Source organism: Streptomyces albospinus (assembly GCF_014648695.1).
GTDB lineage: Bacteria > Actinomycetota > Actinomycetes > Streptomycetales > Streptomycetaceae > Streptomyces > Streptomyces albospinus.
In genome coordinates this window covers 21,998-43,738 of the sequence record NZ_BMRP01000021.1, presented here as the reverse complement: position 1 = coordinate 43,738, position 21,741 = coordinate 21,998, and the positions used below count along the sequence as shown (strand labels likewise).

The 21,741-nt window shown below is 68.7% G+C and carries 19 protein-coding genes and 1 pseudogene; 11 read left to right on the top strand and 9 right to left on the bottom strand.

Translation table 11 applies throughout. The annotated features are described in order from the left end of the window. Positions 1-15 precede the first annotated feature (15 nt). The 6 genes from murJ to trxA all read left to right on the top strand — a co-directional run bounded on the left by murJ (position 16) and on the right by trxA (position 7,343). Positions 16-2,244 (top strand): murein biosynthesis integral membrane protein MurJ, encoded by a 2,229-nt coding sequence (murJ, locus tag IEZ17_RS26085; protein ID WP_189304136.1) that lies wholly within the window; start codon positions 16-18, stop codon positions 2,242-2,244. A gap of 107 nt (positions 2,245-2,351) precedes the next feature. Next, positions 2,352-4,073 (top strand): protein kinase family protein, encoded by a 1,722-nt coding sequence (locus IEZ17_RS26080; RefSeq protein ID WP_189304134.1) that lies wholly within the window; start codon positions 2,352-2,354, stop codon positions 4,071-4,073. A 193-nt stretch (positions 4,074-4,266) separates the two neighbouring features. Beyond that, positions 4,267-4,962 carry an RNA polymerase sigma factor SigM gene (gene sigM / locus IEZ17_RS26075; protein ID WP_189304133.1) on the top strand — a complete coding sequence of 232 codons (696 nt, stop codon included), beginning with the start codon at positions 4,267-4,269 and terminating at the stop codon, positions 4,960-4,962. Next, positions 4,959-5,879, top strand: a complete 921-nt coding sequence (locus IEZ17_RS26070; RefSeq protein ID WP_189304130.1) for an anti-sigma factor family protein — start codon at positions 4,959-4,961, stop codon at positions 5,877-5,879. Before sigM ends, IEZ17_RS26070 begins: the two co-directional genes overlap by 4 nt. 113 nt (positions 5,880-5,992) lie before the next feature. Next, positions 5,993-6,943 carry a thioredoxin-disulfide reductase gene (gene trxB / locus IEZ17_RS26065; RefSeq protein ID WP_189304128.1) on the top strand — a complete coding sequence of 317 codons (951 nt, stop codon included), beginning with the start codon at positions 5,993-5,995 and terminating at the stop codon, positions 6,941-6,943. A 58-nt stretch (positions 6,944-7,001) separates the two neighbouring features. Next, positions 7,002-7,343 (top strand): thioredoxin, encoded by a 342-nt coding sequence (gene trxA, locus IEZ17_RS26060; protein ID WP_373299937.1) that lies wholly within the window; start codon positions 7,002-7,004, stop codon positions 7,341-7,343. Between the two features lie 87 nt (positions 7,344-7,430). Here the strand turns inward: trxA and IEZ17_RS26055 are convergent, their stop codons facing one another. The 9 genes and pseudogenes from IEZ17_RS26055 to rpmH all read right to left on the bottom strand — a co-directional run bounded on the left by IEZ17_RS26055 (position 7,431) and on the right by rpmH (position 14,287). Next, entirely contained in the window at positions 7,431-8,048 is a 618-nt protein-coding gene (locus IEZ17_RS26055; RefSeq protein WP_189304126.1) for a GNAT family N-acetyltransferase, read from the bottom strand. A gap of 308 nt (positions 8,049-8,356) precedes the next feature. Further along, positions 8,357-9,457 (bottom strand): ParB/RepB/Spo0J family partition protein, encoded by a 1,101-nt coding sequence (locus IEZ17_RS26050; RefSeq protein ID WP_189304124.1) that lies wholly within the window; start codon positions 9,455-9,457, stop codon positions 8,357-8,359. Next, positions 9,454-10,524, bottom strand: a complete 1,071-nt coding sequence (locus IEZ17_RS26045) for an AAA family ATPase (protein ID WP_159509548.1) — start codon at positions 10,522-10,524, stop codon at positions 9,454-9,456. The genes IEZ17_RS26050 and IEZ17_RS26045 overlap by 4 nt, the downstream gene beginning before the upstream one ends. A 306-nt stretch (positions 10,525-10,830) precedes the next feature. Next, complete coding sequence (gene rsmG / locus IEZ17_RS26040; RefSeq protein WP_189304123.1) at positions 10,831-11,556, bottom strand: 16S rRNA (guanine(527)-N(7))-methyltransferase RsmG; 726 nt, start codon at positions 11,554-11,556, stop codon at positions 10,831-10,833. Between the two features lie 132 nt (positions 11,557-11,688). Further along, positions 11,689-12,195 carry a Jag family protein gene (locus IEZ17_RS26035; RefSeq protein WP_189304121.1) on the bottom strand — a complete coding sequence of 169 codons (507 nt, stop codon included), beginning with the start codon at positions 12,193-12,195 and terminating at the stop codon, positions 11,689-11,691. Between the two features lie 14 nt (positions 12,196-12,209). Continuing rightward, positions 12,210-13,349, bottom strand: coding sequence for a membrane protein insertase YidC (gene yidC / locus IEZ17_RS26030; RefSeq protein WP_189304119.1), 1,140 nt, complete (start codon positions 13,347-13,349; stop codon positions 12,210-12,212). Positions 13,350-13,352: 3 nt separating this feature from the next. Further along, positions 13,353-13,670: a membrane protein insertion efficiency factor YidD gene (yidD, locus tag IEZ17_RS26025; RefSeq protein ID WP_006604423.1), complete on the bottom strand. Its 318-nt coding sequence runs from the start codon at positions 13,668-13,670 to the stop codon at positions 13,353-13,355. A 98-nt stretch (positions 13,671-13,768) separates the two neighbouring features. Next, positions 13,769-14,125 (bottom strand): annotated as a pseudogene (gene rnpA / locus IEZ17_RS26020) (ribonuclease P protein component); the annotation flags it as partial. 24 nt (positions 14,126-14,149) lie between these two features. Beyond that, the gene (gene rpmH, locus IEZ17_RS26015) at positions 14,150-14,287 is read right to left on the bottom strand and encodes a 50S ribosomal protein L34 (RefSeq protein ID WP_003949374.1); all 138 of its coding nucleotides are present in this window, start codon (positions 14,285-14,287) and stop codon (positions 14,150-14,152) included. A 375-nt stretch (positions 14,288-14,662) separates the two neighbouring features. On the opposite strand from rpmH, the gene dnaA reads away from it, so the two are divergent. The 5 genes from dnaA (at position 14,663) to IEZ17_RS25990 (ending at position 21,421) form a co-directional block, all read left to right on the top strand. Continuing rightward, complete coding sequence (gene dnaA / locus IEZ17_RS26010) at positions 14,663-16,573, top strand: chromosomal replication initiator protein DnaA (protein WP_189304116.1); 1,911 nt, start codon at positions 14,663-14,665, stop codon at positions 16,571-16,573. A gap of 983 nt (positions 16,574-17,556) precedes the next feature. Next, positions 17,557-18,687 carry a DNA polymerase III subunit beta gene (gene dnaN / locus IEZ17_RS26005; protein ID WP_189304114.1) on the top strand — a complete coding sequence of 377 codons (1,131 nt, stop codon included), beginning with the start codon at positions 17,557-17,559 and terminating at the stop codon, positions 18,685-18,687. Positions 18,688-18,833: 146 nt separating this feature from the next. Next, complete coding sequence (gene gnd, locus IEZ17_RS26000; RefSeq protein ID WP_189304112.1) at positions 18,834-19,712, top strand: phosphogluconate dehydrogenase (NAD(+)-dependent, decarboxylating); 879 nt, start codon at positions 18,834-18,836, stop codon at positions 19,710-19,712. Positions 19,713-19,754: 42 nt separating this feature from the next. Beyond that, positions 19,755-20,891 (top strand): DNA replication/repair protein RecF, encoded by a 1,137-nt coding sequence (gene recF / locus IEZ17_RS25995; protein WP_189304110.1) that lies wholly within the window; start codon positions 19,755-19,757, stop codon positions 20,889-20,891. Further along, positions 20,888-21,421, top strand: coding sequence for a DciA family protein (locus IEZ17_RS25990; RefSeq protein ID WP_189304108.1), 534 nt, complete (start codon positions 20,888-20,890; stop codon positions 21,419-21,421). The genes recF and IEZ17_RS25990 overlap by 4 nt, the downstream gene beginning before the upstream one ends. Positions 21,422-21,741: the final 320 nt, after the last annotated feature.

Here is a 21,741-nt window from a genome sequence, read left to right as displayed (position 1 = left end):
TGAGGTGGGGCAGCGATGAATGCGCCGTATGACGGTGGCCGCGGCCGGGGCGCCCATGGCGATCCCTCGGGGGCGGTCCCTCCGACGCCGCCGTTGCCCGCGGACCAGGACCCTTTTGTCCAGGACGCCTACCGCAACGACCCGCACCACCCGCAGGAACCGGCAGGCCAGGATCCGGCGGCTGACGCGTTCTACGACCGCGCCGCGCCTCCGCCGCCAGGACAGCCCACGCACCCCCTCCATCAGCAGCCGCCCACCGCTCAGCACGCCCCCGGCGCGCAGCAGTGGTCCGCGCCGGTGCCGCCCGCGGCCCAGGGCCCGGCCCACGATCTTTCGTACGGCGACGCCGCCGAGACGATGCAGTTCGCCGGTGGCGAGGAGCTGACCGCCCGGGCCGAGGGCGGGCGTCCCGAGCAGGACGCGTTCGCGCATCTCTTCCGGGATCAGCAGCAGCCTTACGAGGCGCCGCGCCCGGCACCGTCCCCGGTGGCGCAGCCGGTGGCCGCCGCCGCGCCCGGTGCGGAGCCCGTACCCCAGCAGGCCCCTTCGGAGCCCGAGCCCGAGCCCGCCCCCGAGCCCGCCCCCGTGGCCGCGGCCGGCAAGCAGTCCGGTGGCCGCGCCTCCGGACTGCTGAAGTCCAGCGCGGTGATGGCCGCCGGCACCATGGTGTCCCGGCTCACCGGCTTCGTCCGCTCGGCGCTGATCGTCGCAGCGCTCGGCGGCGCGGTGCTCGGCGACTCCTGGCAGGTCGCCTACCAACTGCCGACAATGATCTTCATCCTGACCATCGGCGGCGGTCTGAACTCCGTCTTCGTCCCGCAGCTGGTGCGCGCGATGAAGGAGGACGAGGACGGCGGCGAGGCATACGCCAACCGGCTGCTCACCCTCGTCATCGTCGTCCTGGGACTCCTGACGATACTTGCGGTGTTCGCGGCACCACTGTTGGTGAAACTGGTCTCGTTCGACATCTCCCGCGATCCGGCCGCCAACGAAGTCGCGGTCGCCTTCACCCGCTACTGCGTGCCCACGATCTTCTTCATGGGCCTGCACGTCGTCATGGGCCAGATCCTCAACGCCCGTGGCCGCTTCGGCGCGATGATGTGGACCCCGGTCCTCAACAACATCGTCATGATCGCCACCTTCGGCCTGTTCATCTGGGTCTACGGCACGGCGAAGACCTCGCACATCGGCGTCACCACCATCCCCGCCGAAGGCATCCGGCTGCTCGGCATCGGCACCCTGCTGGGCCTGGTGGTCCAGGCGCTGGCGATGATCCCGTACCTGCGCGACGCCGACTTCAAGCTCCGGCTGCGCTTCGACTGGCGCGGCCACGGCCTGGGCAAGGCCGCCAAGCTCGCCAAGTGGACGGTGCTGTTCGTGCTCGCCAACCAGGCGGGCGTCCTCGTCGTCACCCAGCTCTCCACCTGGGCCGGCAACACCGCGGACCAGCAGGGCCACCCGGGCACCGGCTTCATTTCGTACGCCAGCGCCCAGCTGATCTGGAACATGCCGCAGGCGATCATCACCGTCTCCGTGATGGCGGCGCTGCTGCCGCGGCTGGCGCGGTCCGCGCACGACGGCGACACCGGAGCGGTCCGGGACGACATGTCCCAGGGTCTGCGCACGTCGGCCGTCGCCATCGTCCCGATCTCGTTCGGCTTCCTCTCCCTCGGCATCCCGCTGTGCACGCTGGTCTACGGCTCGTCCGGCGCCGGTATCCCGATGGGTTACATGCTGATGGCCTTCGGCGTGGGGCTGATCCCGTTCTCGGTGCAGTACGTCGTCCTGCGCGCCTTCTACGCGTACGAGGACACCCGCACCCCCTTCTACAACACGGTGATCGTCGCCGCCGTCAATGCCGCCGCCTCCGCCCTCTGCTTCCTGGTCCTGCCCGCCCGCTGGGCCGTGATCGGCATGGCGGCCTCCTACGGTCTCGCCTACGTCATCGGCGTCGGTGTGGCCTGGCGCCGGCTGAGCAAGCGGATGGGCGGCGACCTGGACACCGCGCACGTCGTGCGGACCTACGCGCGGCTGGCCGGCGCCAGCATCCCTGCCACGATCATCTCCGGGGCCGTCGTGTACGGCATCATGCAGACCCTCGGCAGCGGATTCGTCGGCTCGCTGGCCGGTCTCGTCGGCGGTGCAGCCGCACTTCTGGCCGTGTTCTACGTCGCCGCACGCAAAATGCGGATCGAAGAGCTGAATGCCCTGGTCGGCATGGTCAGATCCAAGCTGGGGCGCTGACCGAGCACAACCATCGGCTGCCACCGTGTGTCGTGCATAGTGGCGGACTGTGGGCACAATTGTCTTGGCTCATTGAGCCTGCAACGGATGGGGAGGCAGGAACGACGGTGGCGGAACGGAGCACGGCTGCCGTCGACGTGGCCGACACGAGCGGCGAGGAGCCGCTGACCGCCCAGGCGGGTCAGGCCACGAGCGACGGCGCGGAGGCCGAGAAGGTATCCGGCAAGGAACAAGACGCCGCGCGCACCGATGAAAAGGGCGCCGCGACAACCGATTCCAAGCCACCGGAACTGCACAGCGGCCACAAGCTCGCGAGACGCTATCGCCTCGAGGAGTGCGTCACCCGTCTGGACGGATTCAGCAGCTGGCGAGCGGTCGACGAAAAACTGCGCCGAGCAGTCGGTGTGCATGTCCTGCCCGCCGACCATCCGCGGGCCCGTCCCGTGCTCTCGGCAGCCCGGTCCTCCGCGCTCCTCGGTGACCCCCGGTTCGTACAGGTCCTCGACGCCGTCGAGGAGAACGATCTCGTCTACGTCGTCCATGAGTGGCTGCCGGACGCCACCGAGCTGACGACCGTCCTCGCCTCCGGCCCGCTTGAAGCGCACGACGCCTACCAGCTCGTCAGCCAGGTCTCCCAGGCCATGGCCGCCGCGCACCGCGAAGGCCTGGCGCATCTGCGGCTCACGCCGAGCTCGGTGCTGCGCACGGAGTCCGGGCAGTACCGCATCCGCGGCCTCGCGGTCATGGCGGCACTGCGCGGCATCACCTGCGAACACCCACAGCGCACGGACACGGAGGCGATCGGCGCCCTGCTGTACGCCGCCCTGACCCAGCGCTGGCCGTACGAGAACGACGCCTACGGCCTCACCGGCCTGCCGAAGGGCGTCGGGCTGATCGCGCCCGACCAGGTGCGCGCAGGAGTTCACCGCGGGCTGTCCGAGCTCGCCATGCGCGCGGTGAACAACGACGGTGCCACGGCCTCGCGCCAGGAGCAGCCGTGCACCACCCCGGAGGAACTGGCCAAGGCCGTTGCCGCGATGCCCCGCATCCGGCCTCCCGAGACCGCGTTCTCCACCCCGCCGCCGTACCCGCGCAACGGCCATCGGCAGGGCGCGTACGGCCAGTCGTCGGCCCGCAGCGGCCAGTCCGGCCGGCCGACGCAGGCGATCGCCACGCCGCCGCCCCCGCTCCAGAGCCGTACCGGCAAGGCGCTGAAGTGGTCCGTCTCCGCGCTGCTCATCGCGGCGCTGGGCCTGGGCAGTTGGCAGCTGGCAGACACCCTCCTGAAGCGTGAGACCGACCAGGAGAACCCGGGCAACTCGCAGACCAGCAGCGGCTCGGCCAAGAAGCCGACCGGCAAGCCGATCAAGATCATGGACGCCTCGGAGTACTACCCCGACGGTAAGCCGCAGCACCCCGAGCAGGCGAAGAACACCTACGACGGGGACCCCAGCACGTACTGGCGCACCATGAGCTACCGGGAAGGCCCCGACCTCAACCCGGCCTTCAAGCAGGGCGTCGGCCTGGTCTACGACCTCGGCTCGAAGCAGCAGATAAGCAGCGCTTCGATCGGGCTGCACTACGGCGGAAACCACACGACGGTGACGCTCTACGCAGCCAATTCCCTCTCGCCGTCCGAGCCGTTGAGTTCGATGCACAAGCTCGGTACGGCCGAGACCTCGGGAACCACCGCAAAGGTCAGTCTCAAGACGCCGGCAACGGCCCGCTATGTCCTCGTCTGGTTCACCGCGCTGCCCAACTCGCCGGGCGACCAGTACAGCGAGGCTGGTTACAAGCAGGGCGTGACGGAGGTTTCCTTCACCAGCTGAGGGCACGGTGCAGAGGCACCGTCCGCAAGCAAGCCGGGGTTCCGGCCGGGCAGCCGGCCGGAACCCCGCATCCATGCCCACCGGCATACGACTGGCCCACAGCGGTCGGAGCGCCGCATTTCGCCGGCATTTACTTTCCCGACCCGGCGGGCTTCAATGGGACCGAGATCAGGCAGCTACGGCCGGGGGGCCCGTGTCCACCGACAGCGACGAGGCTTCGACACCAACCGACGCCGATCTCCTTGCGCTGCACGTAAAGGGCGACCCCGATGCCTTCGGGGAGATCGTCCGGCGCCACCGCGACCGGCTCTGGGCGGTGGCCTTACGGACGCTCAGTGATCGCGAAGAGGCGGCAGACGCCGTGCAGGACGCCCTGGTCTCCGCCTATCGTGCCGCTCACTCGTTCCGCGGCCAGTCAGCCGTGACGACCTGGCTGCACCGCATCACGGTCAACGCCTGTCTGGACCGGGCCCGCAAGGCAGCCTCCCGCCGCACCTCACCCGTCGCCGAAACCGAGCGGCTGGAGCAGCTTCTCGAACCCGAGGAATCCGCGGCGCTCCCTGCTGAACGCCAAGACCTGCACCGCGAACTGCTCATCGCGCTGCGCACACTCCCCGAGGAACAGCGTGCCGCTCTCGTCCTCGTCGATATGCAGGGTTACCCGGTCGCGGAGGCCGCCGCAATCCTCGATGTCCCGACCGGAACCGTGAAAAGCCGCTGCGCACGGGGCCGTGCACGGCTCTTGCCATTGGTCACCCATCTGCGCGGCGATGGCGGGGATAGCAATCCCGCGAGCGGGGGAAGGAACCGGGCGCAGGGGACATCCGTCCCACCGACGGCAGGGCCGAAGGGAACAGGTGCCGTGAAGGGCGGAGGTGGGCGAGCGTGACGTCGACGACCGGCACAGGTGAGCACCCGGAGGTCTCCGAGATCTCCGATCTCACGGATGGACTGCTGTCCCCCTCTCGCACCGCGGATCTACGCGACCACCTCGCGACCTGCCCGCTGTGCGACGACGTCCATGCCTCCCTGGAGGAAATCCGGGGGCTGCTCGGCACACTCCCCGGGCCGATGCGGATGCCTGCCGATGTCGCCGGCCGCATCGATGCGGCCCTTGCAGCCGAGGCCTTGCTCGACTCCACCGCTGCAGCGTCCGAGTCGTTCGTTTCACGTGAAACACCGAACGCCGCCGTCGCCGTTTCACGTGAAACCACCACGGAAGCCCCCCGACGCGAAGCACCGCCCGCCCGGCCGGCCGGCCAACCCCGTGGCGCCTCCGGGCCGGGCCGTCAGGCACCGCGACGTCCGGCGCGCTCGCGGCTCTGGCCTCGGGTGCTGCTCGGCACCGCGGCGGCGGCAGCGGTGTTCGGCATCGGCGGCCTCTTGATGCAGAGCACCCTCACCGACGGCACTCAGGCCGGCAATCAGCACAGCGCGCCCCCGGCCGCCGCGGGTGGTTCCGGCGGGCTGACCGCCGCATCGCTCGAGACACACGTCCACGAACTGCTCACGTCCACGCAGTCGCACAAAGTGCCGGACATCGGGACCCGCAGCTCTCCCCAGACACCGCTGCTCGGCGGGACCAACACCGTCCCGTCGTGTGTGCGTGTGGGCATCGGACGTCCCGAGGCCCCGCTGGCATCGAGCCGCAGCACGTACGAGGGCAAGGACGCCTTCCTCGTGGTGCTGCCGCATCCTTCCGACCCCAAGAGCGTCTCCGCCTATGTCGTCACTGCCTCGTGCGTCTCGGCCACGCCGCCGGCACCCGGGAAGGTCCTGCTGACCCACTCGTATCAGCGAGACTGAGATACGGGATGTGCGCTGTGGCACTCCGGGAATGCTCGCCCCTTAGGATCCGTTGGGTGGGGTGAGAGTTCCGAGACCCCAGCAAGCCGTCGGCAGAGACAAGGAAGACACCCGTGAGCGACGTCCGCAACGTGATCATCATCGGCTCCGGGCCCGCGGGATATACCGCAGCGCTCTACACCGCCCGCGCGTCCCTGAACCCTCTGGTCTTCGAAGGCGCCGTCACCGCCGGCGGTGCCTTGATGAACACCACCGACGTGGAGAACTTCCCCGGCTTCCGCGACGGCATCATGGGGCCGGACCTGATGGACAACATGCGCGCCCAGGCCGAGCGCTTCGGCGCCGAGCTTGTGCCGGACGACATCGTCTCGGTCGACCTCTCCGAGGAGATCAAGACCGTCACCGACACCGCGGGCACGGTGCACCGCGCCAAGGCGGTCATCGTCACCACCGGCTCCCAGCACCGCAAGCTCGGTCTGCCCCGTGAGGACGAGCTGTCCGGCCGCGGCGTCTCCTGGTGCGCGACCTGCGACGGGTTCTTCTTCAAGGACCACGACATCGCCGTCATCGGCGGCGGCGACACCGCGATGGAGGAGGCCACCTTCCTCTCACGCTTCGCCAAGTCCGTCACGGTCGTCCACCGCCGCGATGCTCTGCGGGCCAGCAAGGCGATGCAGGATCGTGCCTTCGCCGATCCGAAGATCAAGTTCGTGTGGGACAGCGAGGTCGCCGAGATCCACGGCGAGAACAAGCTCTCCGGTCTGACCCTGCGCAACATCAAGACCGGCGAGACGTCCGAGCTGCCGGCCACCGGGCTCTTCATCGCGATCGGCCACGACCCGCGGACCGAGCTGTTCAAGGGCCAGCTGAATCTGGATGACGACGGCTACCTCAAGGTCGAGGCACCCAGCACCCGTACGAACCTGTCGGGTGTCTTCGCCGCCGGCGACGTTGTCGACCACACCTACCGCCAGGCGATCACCGCGGCCGGCACCGGCTGCTCCGCCGCCCTCGACGCCGAGCGGTTCCTCGCGGCACTCTCGGACGGCGAGGCCACGGCCTAGCCGGAGCAGACCACTTCCGCCTGACCCGCCCACTCCCAGCTTTCCCACCACCCACCGCATGAAGGAGATAGCCATGGCCGGCGCCACGGTGACCGTGACGGACGACAACTTCGAAGAGGTCGTCCTCAAGAGCGACAAGCCCGTCCTCGTGGACTTCTGGGCCACCTGGTGCGGTCCGTGCCGCCAGATCGCCCCGTCCCTGGAGGCCATTGCCGCCGAGCACGACGAGATCGTCATCGCGAAGCTGAACACTGACGAGAACCCGGCGACCACCGCCAAGTACGGCGTCATGTCCATCCCGACCATGAACGTCTACAAGGATGGCGAGGTCGTCAAGACCATCGTCGGCGCCAAGCCGAAGGCCGCGATCGAGCGCGACCTCGCGGACTACCTCGCCTGAGGTACGCCGTCGCGTTTCACGTGAAACAGGCCCGCCCCCTCCATGGGGGCGGGCCTGTTTCACGTGAAACGCGACGCTCAGACCGTCTCAGAGCGGCCGGAGGGCAGGCTCCTTCTGGACCGCACCGAGCAGACGGTCCAACGCCAGCTCCACATCTTCCTTCCACGAGATCGTGGTCCGCAGTTCGAGCCGCAGCCGCGGAAAGCGGTGATGGGGGCGGACCGTCTTGAAGCCCACTGCGAGGAGATGATCGGCGGGCAGCACACAGGCCGGTTCGGTCCAGCGGGCATCGCCGAACGCCTCAATGGCCTTGAAGCCGCGCTGAATCAGATCCTTGGCAACCGTCTGCACCATCACCCGGCCCAGCCCTTGCCCCTGGTAACCGGGCGTCAGCCACGCCGTCAGCAGTTGCACGGCGTCCGGCGACACCGGACTGGTGGGGAAGGCCAGAGAGCGCGGCACATACGCCGGCGGGGCATACATGACGAACCCCGCCGGCACCTCATCGACATAGACGACGCGCCCGCAGGACCCCCACTCCAGGAGTACCGCCGAGATCCAGGCTTCCTTCTCCAGCTCCGGCCGACCCGCCTTTACCGCGGCTTCGCCGCTGACGGGGTCGAGCTCCCAGAAGACGCAGGCGCGGCAGCGTTTTGGGAGATCTGGAAGGTTGTCCAGCGTAAGCGGTACGAGCCGACGGCCCATGGAACCAGGTCCTCGCTTCCCTCGCCTGCCGCACCACGCAGCGCGCTCAGCGCCGCCTGCTCCCTGAGCAGACCACCAACGAACCCTCCGATGGCTGCGAGGCCGAATCCCGCCGCCAGCAGTCCGGTGCGGCTCACTGATCGCATGGCCCTCTCCTCGGTGTGAGGTCTCTCCACGTGGATGCGTGCCATACCCGATCGCATCGTATCTACCCTTTACGGGCACGGGTACTGCCGGAAAGCAAAGGGCGGGCCGTGTTCCGGTATCCACTCCGGAACACGGCCCGCCCTGGAGCCGAACGGATCAGCTCACTCTTCTTCGTCGCTCTCCTCGGACAGCGACTTTCCCAGTACCGGTCCCTCACCGGGGGCGAGGGTGCCGAGGATCCGCTCCAGATCGTCCATCGAGGCAAACTCGACGACGATCTTTCCCTTCTTCTGGCCGAGGTCGACCTTCACTCGGGTCTCGAAGCGATCGGACAGCCGAGAGGCAAGACCGGTGAGCGCGGGAGACACCCGGGCGCCTGCCCGCGGCCCCTTCGCCTTGCTCGCGCCCTTCGGGTCCGAGCCCATGAGCGTCACGATCTCCTCGACCGAGCGGACCGACAGCCCCTCCGCCACGATCCGGCGCGCGAGCTGGTCCTGCTCTTCCGAGTCCTCCAGAGACAGCAGGGCACGAGCATGTCCCGCGGAGAGCACCCCTGCCGCGAGCCGCTTCTGCACGGCCGGCGACAGCTTCAGCAGCCGCAGCGTGTTGGAGACCTGCGGACGCGAACGTCCGATCCGGTCGGCCAGCTCGTCATGCGTGCACTTGAAGTCCTTCAGCAACTGGTCGTAGGCGGCGGCCTCTTCCAGCGGGTTGAGCTGAGCCCGGTGCAGATTCTCCAGAAGCGCATCGAGCAGCAGCCGCTCGTCGTCCGTGGCCCGCACGATGGCGGGAATCTTGTCCAGCCCGGCCTCACGGGATGCCCGCCAGCGCCGCTCGCCCATGATGAGCTCGTAGCTTCCGGGCGCCGTCTGACGAACCACCACCGGCTGGAGCAGCCCTACCTCCTTGATGGAGGTGACCAGTTCGGCGAGAGCATCCTCGTCGAAGACCTCACGCGGCTGCCGCGGGTTCGGCCGGATCGCGTCCAGCGGCACCTCTGCGAAGTGGGCACCAGCTACCTCTGACACAGACTCCGCGGTCTTCTCCGCCTCGTCCGGTGCCCCTGTTTCACGTGAAACACCGGGCGTCGGCAGCGAAGCGACCTTGGCAGCCGCTACTCCTCGATCCGGGGCCAGAACCGGTACGGACGACGGTGACGTCGCTCCTCGTCCCACCGCGGGCCCGGCATGGTCCGTGCTCTGCGGTGCCGCGGGGATCAGCGCACCGAGCCCACGGCCCAGCCCTCTACGTCGTTCGCTCACTGAGTCCCCTCCGAGATGCTGTGCTGTGCTTCATAGTTCACACTCAGGCCCTGGCCCCCGGTCTGCGGAGCGCCACGCAACGCGATCTCTCTGGCCGCTTCGAGATACGAGAGCGCGCCACTGGATCCCGGGTCATAGGTGAGCACCGTCTGCCCGTAACTGGGTGCCTCGGAGATGCGCACCGATCGGGGGATGCTCGTACGGAGCACCTCGCTGCCGAAGTGGCTGCGCACCTCATCGGCGACCTGCGACGCGAGCCGGGTACGTCCGTCGTACATCGTGAGCAGAATCGTCGAGACGTGGAGCTTGGGGTTGAGATGCCCTCGCACCAGATCGACGTTCCGCAGCAGCTGCCCCAGGCCCTCCAGCGCGTAGTACTCGCACTGAATCGGGATCAGGACCTCGGCGCCGGCGACCAGAGCGTTCACGGTCAGCAGGCCGAGCGAGGGCGGACAGTCGATGAGGATGTAGTCCAGCGGCTGCTCATACGCCTTGATGGCACGGTCCAGCCGGCTCTCGCGCGCGACCAGTGACACCAGCTCGATCTCGGCGCCGGCCAGATCGATTGTGGCGGGGGCGCAGAAGAGGCCCTCCACTTCCACCACCGGCTGCACCACGTCCGAGAGTGGCTTGCTCTCGACCAGCACGTCGTAGATGGACGGCACTTCGGCGTGGTGGTCGATACCCAGAGCCGTCGATGCGTTGCCCTGGGGGTCGAGGTCTATGACCAGAACCCGGGCCCCGTGCAGCGCCAGTGAGGCCGCCAGGTTCACCGTGGTGGTGGTCTTACCGACCCCACCCTTCTGGTTGGCGACCACCATGACCCGGGTCTGTTCAGGTCGGGGCAGCGCCTCACCCCCGCGGCCAATTGCCTCTACCGCCAGCTGAGCTGCACGACCGATCGGGGTGTTGTCCATCGGGGGCGGCGTTTCACGTGAAACGTCGTCCCCGAACGACTCGCTACGGGGACCGGGGACCGGATCGGTCATCGGTCCCGCGATGTTGGCGTCGGACCGCAAGGATTCACTCTCCTCGACATCAGGCTCGCAATGGTCAGAGCCTGCCATGCTTTCGGCACCGTGAACCAGTGAGGTCCGTTCTCCTGTGGATGAATCCACATCTGTGGATACTTTCGTGACCCTTGCGGGTTTCCGGTCGTGCGGCGCGGCAGCCGCACGACCACGGCCGATGATCCCTTGCAGCAGAGAACGACGTTTCACGTGAAACACGATGCCAGCGCCGCGTCCGATTAAGTCGCGACACTCCGTCTTGTGGCTTTTTATGGCGCTTGCGGAATTCGCCCTATCCGCTATTTCGCGGATAGCCGCGCCCACCGCATTGCAGCCGGCCGGGACCTCTCCGGCGTCAGGGCATCAGCGCCGGCGGCCCCTCGCCCCACGGCTGACACGCGCCGCCTTCGCCCTCTTCGCGGCGAAGCGCACCCCGCCGGGGCTCTCGCCCACCTTGACCCGCACCACGGTCGACGGCGGATCCACCACGCCCTCGCCCACCTGCACGACCGAGGTCTCGACCACACCAAGCTTGCTCAGCGCCGCACGGGCCGCCTTGAGCTCCTCCTCCGCGGTGTCGCCCTTGAGCGCCAGCATCTCGCCGTACGGACGCAGCAGCGGAACACCCCAGCCGGCCAGCCGATCCAGCGGCGCGACCGCCCGCGCGGTCACCACATGCACCTGCGGAAGCTTGCCCATGACCTCTTCGGCCCGGCCCCGGACGACCGTGACATGGTCCAGCCCGAGCAGCTCGACCACTTCCTGAAGGAAGTTCGTCCGCCGCAGCAGTGGCTCCAGGAGCGTGATCTTCAGGTCCGGTCGCACCAGGGCCAGCGGGATACCGGGCAGGCCGGCCCCCGAGCCCACATCGCAGACCGAGACGCCCTCGGGAACGACCTCGGAGAGCACCGCGCAGTTCAGCAGGTGCCGCTCCCACAGCCTCGGAACCTCGCGTGGGCCGATCAGTCCGCGCTTCACACCCGCGTCGGCGAGCAGTTCGCCGTACCGTACGGCCTCAGGAAAGCGCTCGCCGAATACCTCCTGCGCCGCTTTCGGCGCGGGAGGGAGCTCCGCTGCTGCCTCCGTCACGGGAACCGCCCTTCCTCTGGACTGCTTTTCCTGCCGGGTCCCCGGGCTGTTCCCGGGGACACACAGAAGGCTGACAACTTTTGGCCCCGCCTGCGAGCAGACGGGGCCAAAGAAAGACTGAGCGCGAAGCGATCAGGCCGGGAGGACAACCACGCAGCGCTGCGGCTCCTCGCCCTCGGACTCGCTCCGCAGTCCGGCCGCGGCCACCGCGTCATGCACGACCTTGCGCTCGAACGGCGTCATCGGGTCCAGCTTCACCGGCTGCCCCGTGCTCTTGGCCTCCGCCGCCGCGTTCGCGCCGATCTTGGTGAGCTCCTCGCGCTTACGCGCCCGGAAGCCAGCGATGTCCAGCATCAGACGGCTGCGGTCACCGGTCTCGCGGTGCACTGCCAGCCGCGTCAGCTCCTGGAGCGCCTCCAGCACCTCGCCGTCCCGTCCCACCAGCTTCTGGAGATCGCGGCTGGTCGAGTCGCTGATGATCGACACCGCGGCGCGGTCCGCCTCGACATCCATGTCGATGTCACCGTCGAGGTCCGCGATGTCCAGCAGACCTTCCAGGTAGTCGGCCGCGATCTCGCCTTCCTGCTCCAGGCGGGTCAGGGTGTCGGTGCCCTTGGCGGCAGGGGTCGTGTCCGTCACGTAAGGACTCCTTCTTACTTCTTGGACGGGTGCTTGGGGCGCTGCTGGCCCTTGCGCTGCCCGGACTTGGCGGTACGGGATCCGGAGGCGGAGCCGCCCTTGGCGGGCGTCTCGCCGGTCCCCTCACCGTCCTGCGCGGACGCCTTCGAGGAGCCGGCCGCCGTACCACCCGACGCCGAGCCGGCACGCGTACGGTTCTGCGCGCCACCCGTCGGCGCACCCGTGCCGGACTGCCGCTTGGCCTTCGTCTGACGCTTGGGCTGCTGGCGGTTCTGGCGGGCCTCCTCGGCGGCCTGCTTCGCCTCGATCTCGGCGGGGCTCTCGACGAGCTTGCCCGCGGCGCGCAGCCGCTCCTGGCGCTCGGTGAACGCCTTGCTGCCCGGGGTGGGGTTACGGCGGATGACGAACATCTGCTGACCCATGGTCCACACGTTGGTGGTCAGCCAGTAGACGAGCACACCGACGGGGAAGTTGATACCGAAGACGGCGAACATGACCGGGAAGACGTACATCAGCATCTTCTGCTGCTGCATGAACGGCGTCTTCACCGTGAGGTCGACGTTCTTGGTCATCAGCTGGCGCTGGGTGTAGAACTGCGACGCCGACATCAGGACGATCATGATGATCGTGACGACACGGACGTCGGTCACCGAAGCGCCGAGGCTCTGGATCTTCGCCGCGCTGTCCATGAACTTCGCCGCGAGCGGGGCACCGAAGATGTGCGCCTTCTGCGCGCTCGCCAGCAGCGTCGGGTCGATGAAGCCGACCGTCTTGTTCTGGGCGATGTGGCTGAGAACCTGGTACAGCGAGATGAAGAACGGCGACTGGGCCAGAATCGGGAGACAGCTCGAGAGCGGGTTGGTGCCCGTCTCCTTGTAGAGCTTCATCATCTCTTCGGACTGGCGCTGCTTGTCGCTCTTGTAGCGCTCCTGGATCGCCTTCATCTTCGGCTGGAGCGCCTGCATGTTCCGCGTCGACTTGATCTGCTTCACGAAGAGCGGGATCAGGCAGACACGGATCAGCACCACCAGCGAAACGATGGACAGACCCCACGCAGCTCCACTGTCCCGGTCAAAGACGAGGCTGTAGAACGAGTGGAACTGGACGATGATCCAGGAAACTGCGTAATAGAGAGGACCGAGGATCGTGTCCACGAATCAGGCTCCTTGGGCGTTGGGCTGAGTCTCGGGCTGGGCGACAGGCTCAGGGACGGTGGGCCCGCCCAGGCGGCTCCTCAGCCGCTGATGCCAAACCGGACGCTTCCGGGGAGGGACGTGGTCGACGCCACCGAGCGACCACGGGTTGCACCGCAGGATGCGCCAGGCCGTGAGCGCAGTCCCTTTCACCGCGCCGTGCCGGTCGATGGCCGTATAGCCATAGTGCGAGCACGACGGGTAGTACTTGCAGACCGGCCCCAGCAGGGGGCTGATGGTCCACTGGTAAATCTTGATCAAAAGCAGCAGCGGGTACTTCACTGTGCGCTCCCTCCCGGGTCCCGTCCGGGGTTCCGGGGGCCCGCGGCGGAGCCGCCGTCGGTCACAGCTCCCGGGGGATTGCCACCTTTCGGCACCTCTCCCAGCAGCCGCGCGAGCGCGGCGTCCAGGTCGCGGGCCAGCTGGTCGTGATCCGCGTCACCCGCGCCGGGCAGGGCCCGTACGACAACCAGGCTACCGGCGGGCAGCCGGTCCAGCCGGTAGCGCATGAGATGGCGAAGCCTCCGCTTGACCTTGTTGCGAACGACGGCGATGCCAACGGCCTTGCTGACGACGAAACCCGCACGCGCCGGGGGAACGCATTCCCCCGCTGCGTGCGGGTCCGTTGCACCGCTACGAAAATGAACGACAAGGAGCGGGCGCCCGGCCCTGCGTCCCCGGCGTACCGCGGTCGCAAAGTCCTCGCGCCGCCTCAGCCGATGCTCGGTAGGCAGCACGTCATGGACCTAGGGTCAGGCTGCTCAGGCAGACAGGCGGGCGCGACCCTTGCCACGGCGGGACGCGAGGATCGCGCGGCCGGCACGGGTCCGCATGCGCAGGCGGAAGCCGTGGGTCTTCGCACGACGGCGGTTGTTCGGCTGGAAGGTGCGCTTGCTCACTCGGGGGCTCCAGGAATCCTTGTTGTCTCTGGCGAGACAGATGTGGGGCGTCGACTGGCTGTCACCGTGCGCCCACGAGTAGCTCGCAACGCCTAAGTGCACCGCTACACGATCACTGGAGCGCGATCTTTGCCCATCGGAGGCAGGCGGCAGCAGCCATCGACAACTCGACCTGGTCACGGTACGCGCGGCTACGCCATCCGGTCAAACCGGCTCTATGGCAGCGCGGACGCCCCTCGCCAGGACACACTATGCACAGCCTGTGGACAACAACTTGAATCCCCAGGCCCGCCCTGACTACCGTGACTGAACTCCGATTCCTTCCCGCCCGTCCTGAGAATCACACATTCGTGGGACTGTGAGAGAGCGTGCCCTGTGGCTGATGTACCTGCCGATCTTGCCGCAGTGTGGCCACGCGTACTCGATCATCTGCTCCGGGCCGAGGCCGACGGCCTCAAGCCCAAGGACCAGGACTGGCTCAAGCGCACCCAGCCGCTGGCGCTGGTCGCCGACACCGCGCTGCTCGCCGTGCCCAACGAATTCGCCAAGGGCGTCCTCGAAGGCCGGCTGGCACCGCTGATCGGGGAAGCGCTCAGCCATGAGTGCGGCCGGTCGATCCGGATCGCGATCACCGTCGACGACTCCTCCGAGGAGCCTCCGGCCCAGCAGTCCGCGCCCCCCGCGCCGCAGCAGCCGCAACACCAGCAGCCGCACCAGCACCAGCAGCCGCAGCACGATGCGTACGACGGCTACGACGGGCGGCACGAGACCCGCCGGGGCTACGGGCACCAGGGCGACGACCTGCCGTCGGTCCGCCCCGCGTATCCCGATTACCCGCAGCCCCGGCACGAGCCCGGGGCCTGGCCGCAGCACTCCGCCATCGACGCGGTCGGTCCACGCGAGGAGTACGGCTGGCAGCAGCAGCACCTCAGCGGCTACCCCGACCGCGACCCGTCCGCGGAGCAGTGGCGCGAGCCGTACCCCTCCCCGCAGCCGCCGCACCTCCAGCAGCACCAGCAGCACCAGCAGCACCAGAACGACTACCGCGCGCAGGCGCCCGACCGCAGCGGGCCGCCGCGGCACGGCGACGGTCCGCGCTCCCCTTATGACCAGCAGCGCCGTGATCACTCCGAGCTCCCGCCGCCCGGTCCCAACGGCCGGCCGGGCGGCCCCGGCGGCCCCCTGCCCGCGCCCAGTGGCGCGCCCGGCCCGCTCGCCGCGCAGCCCGCGCCGGCGACCGGCCCCGGGGAGCCGACCGCGCGGCTGAACCCGAAGTACCTCTTCGACACCTTCGTCATCGGCGCGTCCAACCGCTTCGCGCACGCCGCGGCGGTCGCGGTCGCCGAGGCGCCGGCCAAGGCGTACAACCCGCTGTTCATCTACGGGGAGTCGGGGCTGGGCAAGACCCACCTGCTGCACGCCATCGGGCACTACGCGCGCAGCCTGTATCCCGGCACCCGGGTGCGCTATGTGAGCTCGGAGGAGTTCACCAACGAGTTCATCAACTCCATCCGCGACGGCAAGGCGGACGCGTTCCGCAAGCGCTACCGGGACATGGACATCCTGCTCGTCGACGACATCCAGTTCCTGGCGAGCAAGGAGTCGACGCAGGAGGAGTTCTTCCACACCTTCAACACGCTGCACAACGCGAACAAGCAGATCGTGCTCTCCAGTGACCGGCCGCCCAAGCAGCTGGTCACCCTGGAGGACCGGCTGCGCAACCGCTTCGAGTGGGGTCTGATCACCGACGTCCAGCCGCCCGAGCTGGAGACCCGGATCGCGATTCTCCGCAAGAAGGCGGTGCAGGAACAGCTCAACGCCCCGCCGGAGGTGCTGGAGTTCATCGCCTCCCGGATCTCGCGCAACATCCGCGAACTGGAGGGCGCGCTGATCCGGGTCACCGCGTTCGCCTCGCTGAACCGGCAACCGGTGGACCTCGGACTCACCGAGATCGTCCTGAAGGACCTGATTCCCGGGGGCGAGGACGCTGCGCCGGAGATCACCGCGACGGCGATCATGGCGTCGACCGCCGACTACTTCGGGCTGACCATCGACGACCTGTGCGGCTCCTCGCGCAGCCGGGTGCTGGTGACGGCCCGCCAGATCGCGATGTACCTGTGCCGGGAGCTGACCGACCTCTCGCTGCCGAAGATCGGCGCGCAGTTCGGCGGGCGCGACCACACGACCGTGATGCACGCCGATCGCAAGATCCGCGCGCTGATGGCCGAGCGGCGCTCCATCTACAACCAGGTCACCGAGCTGACCAACCGCATCAAGAACGGCTGACGGGCGGCCCTCGCCGCCGGCCGCCACAGGCGCGCCCAGGGCGCTCCGGGACCGGTTCCCGGGGCGCCCTTCGTCGTACGGGACGACGTGCTGCGGAGCCTCGGCGGTCGTGAGGCTCCGACGAGGTCCTGGTGGGCTCCTCGTGATGGCCGCGGGCGAGCGCTCCGAGCCGGTTTTGGGACCGTCCGGCACCGTCCGGCACCGTCCCGAACCTGTGGAGCGCGCCGTCTCTGTTCGATTCCGGGCCTGGTCACGGCCTCTCTCCACAGATTGGGCGAGAATCTTCCGTCCACACCCTGGGGAGAGGAAAGTTATCCCTGTGGGATCCACAGGCCGGTGTTCTGACGGGCCATCGGGCAAGGTCAGCAGCGTGTGGAATTGTGGCCAACCGTGATCCACAGGTTGTGGACAGAGATTTCGTCCACAGGGCTGGGGGCAGCTTGTCCACCGTCAACCCACAGGTGAGCCGTGGTTGTCCCCAGTGATCCTCAGCTTCTCCACACCCCTGTCCACTGTTCGGCAACGCAACACCCGGCCTCACCACGCCGAGTGAAAGCGGTCACACCAAGGTGGTGGGTTGGGCTGTGGGGAACGTGGGTAAACCTGGGGACGGCACTGGGGAGAAGTAGCCCTGCCCTGTGCATCGGGTGTGCAGAACTTCGGGCGGTCCACAGAAGAGGCCGCTTATCCACGGTTGCCACCCACAGGGGCAGTGGACAAAAAATCCGCGCTGACCTGCACAAAGGCAGTTGTCCACGGTTTCCACAGGCCCTACTACTACGACCACGGATATCTACCGGGGAATTCGCTCGGAAACGGGGCCTGTGCACAACTCGCCTCCGGAGCGCCCGGCACCGGTCGAGCCGACTTGACCCCGAGCCGCACCGAGTGTCGGTGGCGTGCGTCAGACTGGACTCCGGCAACCCAGCCGACGACGAAGAGCCAGCAGGGCGAGAGCCAGCAACAGCAGGAGGCGGTTTCCGGTGAAGATCCGGGTGGAGCGCGATGTACTCGCGGAGGCAGTGGCCTGGGCGGCCAAGAGCCTCCCGGCCCGTCCGCCGGTGCCCGTCCTCGCGGGCCTGCTGCTGAAGGCGGAGGACGGCGCACTGAGCCTTTCCGGCTTCGACTACGAGGTCTCGGCGCGGGTCTCGGTGGACGCGGAGGTGGAAGAAGAGGGCACCGTCCTCGTCTCCGGCCGGCTGCTCGCCGACATCTGCCGGGCCCTCCCCAACCGCCCGGTGGAGATTTCCACCGACGGTGTACGAGTGACCGTCGTCTGTGGCTCCTCGCGCTTCACCCTCCACACCCTGCCTGTGGAGGAGTACCCGTCCCTGCCCGCGATGCCCACCGCCACCGGCACCGTTCCCGGTGAGGTCTTCGCCGCGGCTGCCGCCCAGGTGGCCATCGCCGCCGGCCGTGACGACACGCTTCCGGTGCTCACCGGCGTCCGGATCGAGATCGAGGGCGACACCGTCACCCTGGCCTCCACCGACCGCTACCGCTTCGCGGTGCGCGAGTTCCTGTGGAAGCCGGAGAGCCCGGACGCCTCCGCGGTCGCGCTGGTGCCGGCCAAGACGCTGCTGGACACCGCCAAGTCCCTGAGCAGCGGCGACACCGTCACCCTGGCGCTGTCCGGCTCCGGGCAGGGCGAGGGACTGATCGGTTTCGAGGGCGCCGGGCGGCGGACCACGACCCGTCTGCTGGAAGGCGACCTGCCGAAGTACCGGACGCTCTTCCCGACCGAGTTCAATTCGGTCGCGGTGATCGAGACCGCCCCGTTCGTCGAGGCCGTCAAGCGTGTGGCGCTGGTCGCCGAGCGGAACACCCCGGTGCGGCTGAGCTTCGAGCAGGGGGTGCTGATCCTGGAGGCCGGCTCCAGCGACGATGCACAGGCTGTGGAGAGGGTGGACGCCGACCTGGACGGCGACGACATCTCGATCGCCTTCAACCCGGGCTTCCTCCTGGAGGGCCTGTCGGCGATCGACTCCCCGGTGGCGCAGCTGTCGTTCACGACGTCGACCAAGCCCGCGCTGCTGAGCGGGCGCCCGGCCAAGGACGCCGAGGCGGACGACGCGTACAAGTACCTGATCATGCCTGTCCGGCTCTCGGGCTGACCCCTCCGGCGCCGTTCATCAGGGCCCTTCTGCCGACTGGCTGACAGGCCCTGATGAGCGGCTGAGCCCACAGCTGTGCACGGGGTCGCGGGCGTAGGCTCGGACTCAGGTACGACAGCAACGACTACGTGCAAAGAGGGTCTCTGATGGAGCTCGGTCTCGTCGGTCTCGGCAAGATGGGCGGCAATATGCGCGAGCGCATTCGCCGCGCCGGCCACACCGTCATCGGATACGACCGCAACCCCGACCTGGCCGATGTGGACAGCCTCAAGGAGCTTGTGGACAAGCTCAAGGGCCCGCGGGCGGTCTGGGTCATGGTTCCGGCCGGTGCCGCCACCCAGGCGACGATCGACGAGCTGGCGGAGCTGCTCTCGCCCGGCGACATCGTCGTGGACGGCGGCAACTCCCGCTGGACCGACGACGAGAAGCACGCCGAGGAGCTGGCCGCCAAGGGCATCGGCTTCGTGGACTGCGGCGTCTCCGGCGGCGTCTGGGGCCTGGAGAACGGCTACGCCCTGATGTACGGCGGCGACAAGGAGAACGTCGCCAAGGTCCAGCCGATCTTCGACGCCCTCAAGCCCGAGGGCGAGTTCGGCTCCGTCCACGCCGGCAAGGTGGGCGCGGGCCACTTCGCGAAGATGGTCCACAACGGCATCGAATACGCGATGATGCAGGCGTACGCCGAGGGCTGGGAGCTGCTGGAGACGGTCGACTCGGTCACCGATGTGCGCGAGGTCTTCCGCTCCTGGCAGGAGGGCACGGTCATCCGCTCCTGGCTGCTGGACCTGGCCGTCAACGCCCTCGACGAGGACGAGCACCTGGAGAAGCTGCGCGGTTATGCACAGGACTCCGGTGAGGGCCGGTGGACTGTGGAAGCCGCCATCGACAACGCGGTACCGCTGCCCGCGATCACGGCGTCGCTGTTCGCCCGCTTCTCGTCGCGCCAGGAAGACTCCCCGCAGATGAAGATGATCGCCGCGCTGCGCAACCAGTTCGGTGGCCACGCGGTCGAGAGCACGAAGTAAGCAGCAACCAGCTCAGCAGCCGGGGGAGGTCGGCGCGTAGCTATGCACGTATCGCATCTGTCGCTCGCCGACTTCCGCTCGTACGCCCGGGTCGAGGTCCCGCTCGACCCGGGCGTCACGGCTTTTGTCGGGCCCAACGGGCAGGGCAAGACGAACCTTGTCGAGGCGATCGGCTATCTGGCCACGCTCGGCAGCCACCGGGTCGCGTCGGACGCGCCGCTGGTGCGGATGGGCGCCGACCGGGCGATCATCCGGGCCGCGGTCGTCCAGGGCGAGCGGCAGCAGCTGGTGGAGCTGGAGCTCAACCCGGGCAGGGCGAACCGCGCCAGGATCAACAGGTCGTCTCAGGTCAGGCCGCGCGATGTGCTGGGGATCGTACGGACCGTGCTGTTCGCGCCGGAGGATCTCGCGCTGGTCAAGGGCGATCCCGGGGAACGCCGGCGGTTCCTGGACGAGCTGATCACCGCGCGCTCACCGCGGATGGCGGGGGTGCGCTCCGACTACGACCGCGTACTGAAGCAGCGGAACACCTTGTTGAAGACGGCGGCGCTGGCCCGTCGGCACGGCGGTCGGCAGATGGATCTGTCCACGCTGGATGTCTGGGACCAGCATCTGGCTCGTGCGGGGGCCGAGCTGCTCGCGCAGCGGCTCGATCTGATCGCCACGCTGCGCCCGCTGGCGGACAAGGCGTACGAGCAACTGGCGCCGGGCGGCGGTCCGCTGGGGCTGGAGTACCGCGGTTCCGCGGGCGAGGCGATGGCCGCCGCGTCGAACCGCGAGGAACTGTACGGCGTGCTGCTGGCGGCACTGGGCGAGGCCCGCAAGAGCGAGATCGAGCGCGGCGTGACCCTGGTCGGGCCGCACCGCGACGATCTGCTGCTGAAGCTGGGGCAGTTGCCGGCGAAGGGCTATGCCAGCCACGGCGAGTCCTGGTCGTATGCGCTGGCGCTGCGGCTGGCGTCGTACGAGCTGCTGCGGGCCGAGGGCAATGAGCCGGTGCTCGTTCTCGACGATGTCTTCGCGGAGCTCGATGCGCGGCGCCGGGAGCGGCTGGCGGAGCTGGTCGCGCCGGGCGAGCAGGTGCTGGTGACGGCGGCGGTGGACGACGATGTACCGGGGGTGCTGGTCGGCGCGCGCTACGCGGTGTCCGACGGTGCCGTGGAGAAGGTGGACCGGTGACCGAACCGCAGCCGGAGCGCCCCAGGACGCCGGAGTTGTCGGGTGTGGATCTGGCCCGTCAGGCGCTGGTCGCCGCCAAGGAGCAGGCCCGCGCCCGGGGGGCGGCGGTGCAGCAGAAGAAGCAGGCCCGGCGCGGCGGACTGCGTTCGGGCGCGCGGGCGGACGGCCGCGATCCGCTGTCGCTGGGTGCGGCGATCAACCGGCTGATCACGGAGCGCGGCTGGGAGACCCCGGCGGCGGTCGGCGGGGTGATGGGCCGCTGGCCGCAGCTGGTGGGGCCCGAGGTGGCGCAGCACTGCGAGCCTCAGAGGTACGACGAGGATGCCCGCGTCCTGACGGTGCAGTGTGATTCGACGGCCTGGGCGACGCAGCTGCGGCTGCTGGCGCCTCAGCTGGTGGCCCGGCTGAACCAGGACCTGGGCCATGGCACGGTCAAGATGATCAAGGTGCTGGGGCCCGGTGGCCCCGCGCGCCGGTACGGGCCGCTGCGGGCGCCGGGCAGCAAGGGCCCCGGGGATACCTACGGCTAGATCCCGGCGCGAGGCGGGGGTGGTGTTTCACGTGAAACACCACCCCCGCCTCGTTGTCCGGGCCGTTTCACGTGAAACGGCCCGAGCGCCGGATGGGGTGTAGGGCGCTTGTAAACACGTGTGACGCATGAGACTCCGTAAACGGTAGCCGGTGGTTGACATCCCGAAGCGCTGAGTGCCCGTTTGAGCGTCCTGAGGCCCCTTCTCGCATATGGGGAGTCGGCGGACGTCAGTTCAGGGCGGCACATGACGACTCAGGCGCCTGCAAACCCCCATGAGTGTCCGCGCTACCGGTAGACTGGTGGACAATCCCGCCCACT